The organism is Sivoneniella epilithica UHCC 1019, from assembly GCF_040830845.1.
Classification (GTDB): Bacteria; Cyanobacteriota; Cyanobacteriia; order Leptolyngbyales; family Leptolyngbyaceae; genus ULC077BIN1.
On record NZ_JBFPDP010000117.1, the window covers coordinates 1 to 916 of the forward strand.

Consider the following 916-nt stretch of genomic DNA (forward strand, 5'->3'; position numbering starts at 1 on the left):
TGTTCCGCTTCTTTTTGACTCATCCCCTGATTCACTCTCAGGCGATCGCCTGAACTCCAGTTTTTCAGGTTCGACTAGATAGAACCGACCTCTTTAATCTAGCCAAATCTTTGCAAGAGAGGCTGATTCCCAAGAGGGAATTTCACAGTTCACGGGTTAAGCGGACAAGGGAAAACCTGCTGCCAGTAACCAACCGAAAAATAGAGCAGAACTGATCGCATACACCCATGCTCGATTGGTCAAACCTGCAACCAGAGACAGAATTCCCATTAACAGTGGAAATAGCGGTAGGAGCAGGAACATGAAGCTCAACTGGGGCAGGAAGTTAAGCGTCAGCACGAAGCCACCGATCAGAATGACACTTTGTCCCAGCCACCAAAGGATGCGTTTGCCAAAGCCAATATTCTGCTGCACGATTCCCGATGCCAGAAACCCGGGAAGACAGGCACGACCCAGTTTTGCGAAAGTTGCAAGTGCTTCGGACTCCCCGGAGTACAAATTTTGAAGTGACCCAGGAACAATGGCAAAGAGTTGAAGCGTTGCTACAACGGCAATACTAACCAGGTATACGCCAAAATACCCAGAAGAGACACCCCCAAAAACAACTCCCGCTGCTCATGCCAGGTGTTCCGCAGTCCGTTCACGAAATACCTGAAAGATTCTTTGCGAGCTTGCCCCAGTTCTGCCATCAGCACCTTTACTTGAGCATCGACTTCTTCAAGGGATACCTCTCCCCGTTGATAAGCCGCATCCAGTTGGCTCAACTTGCGCCAATAGGTGTTCGTCGCCTCTAATAAATTTGAACCCATGGCAGAAATCTCTCTTTGTTAACCTTTGTAATACCAAATTAAATTTGAGTAGATACAGATCAGATAAACTGAAGGATAGAGAGATGAGGTCTACCAATGGCTGGAGT

At 47.7% G+C, this 916-nt stretch carries 2 protein-coding genes; both read right to left on the reverse strand.

Features of this window, described 5'->3' with window-relative positions; translation table 11 throughout:
* Positions 1-156 precede the first annotated feature (156 nt).
* A complete protein-coding gene (locus tag AB3R30_RS26890) occupies positions 157-414 on the reverse strand; it encodes a hypothetical protein (RefSeq protein ID WP_458652272.1) in 258 nt (85 codons plus the stop codon).
* A gap of 128 nt (positions 415-542) precedes the next feature.
* Complete coding sequence (locus tag AB3R30_RS26895) at positions 543-809, reverse strand: hypothetical protein (protein ID WP_458652273.1); 267 nt, start codon at positions 807-809, stop codon at positions 543-545.
* Positions 810-916: the final 107 nt, after the last annotated feature.

What these genes read in the sequence shown, in the direction of transcription:
- AB3R30_RS26895 (WP_458652273.1), bottom strand. Translation starts at nt 809, where the DNA reads ATGGGTTCAAATTTATTAGAGGCGACGAACACCTATTGGCGCAAGTTG.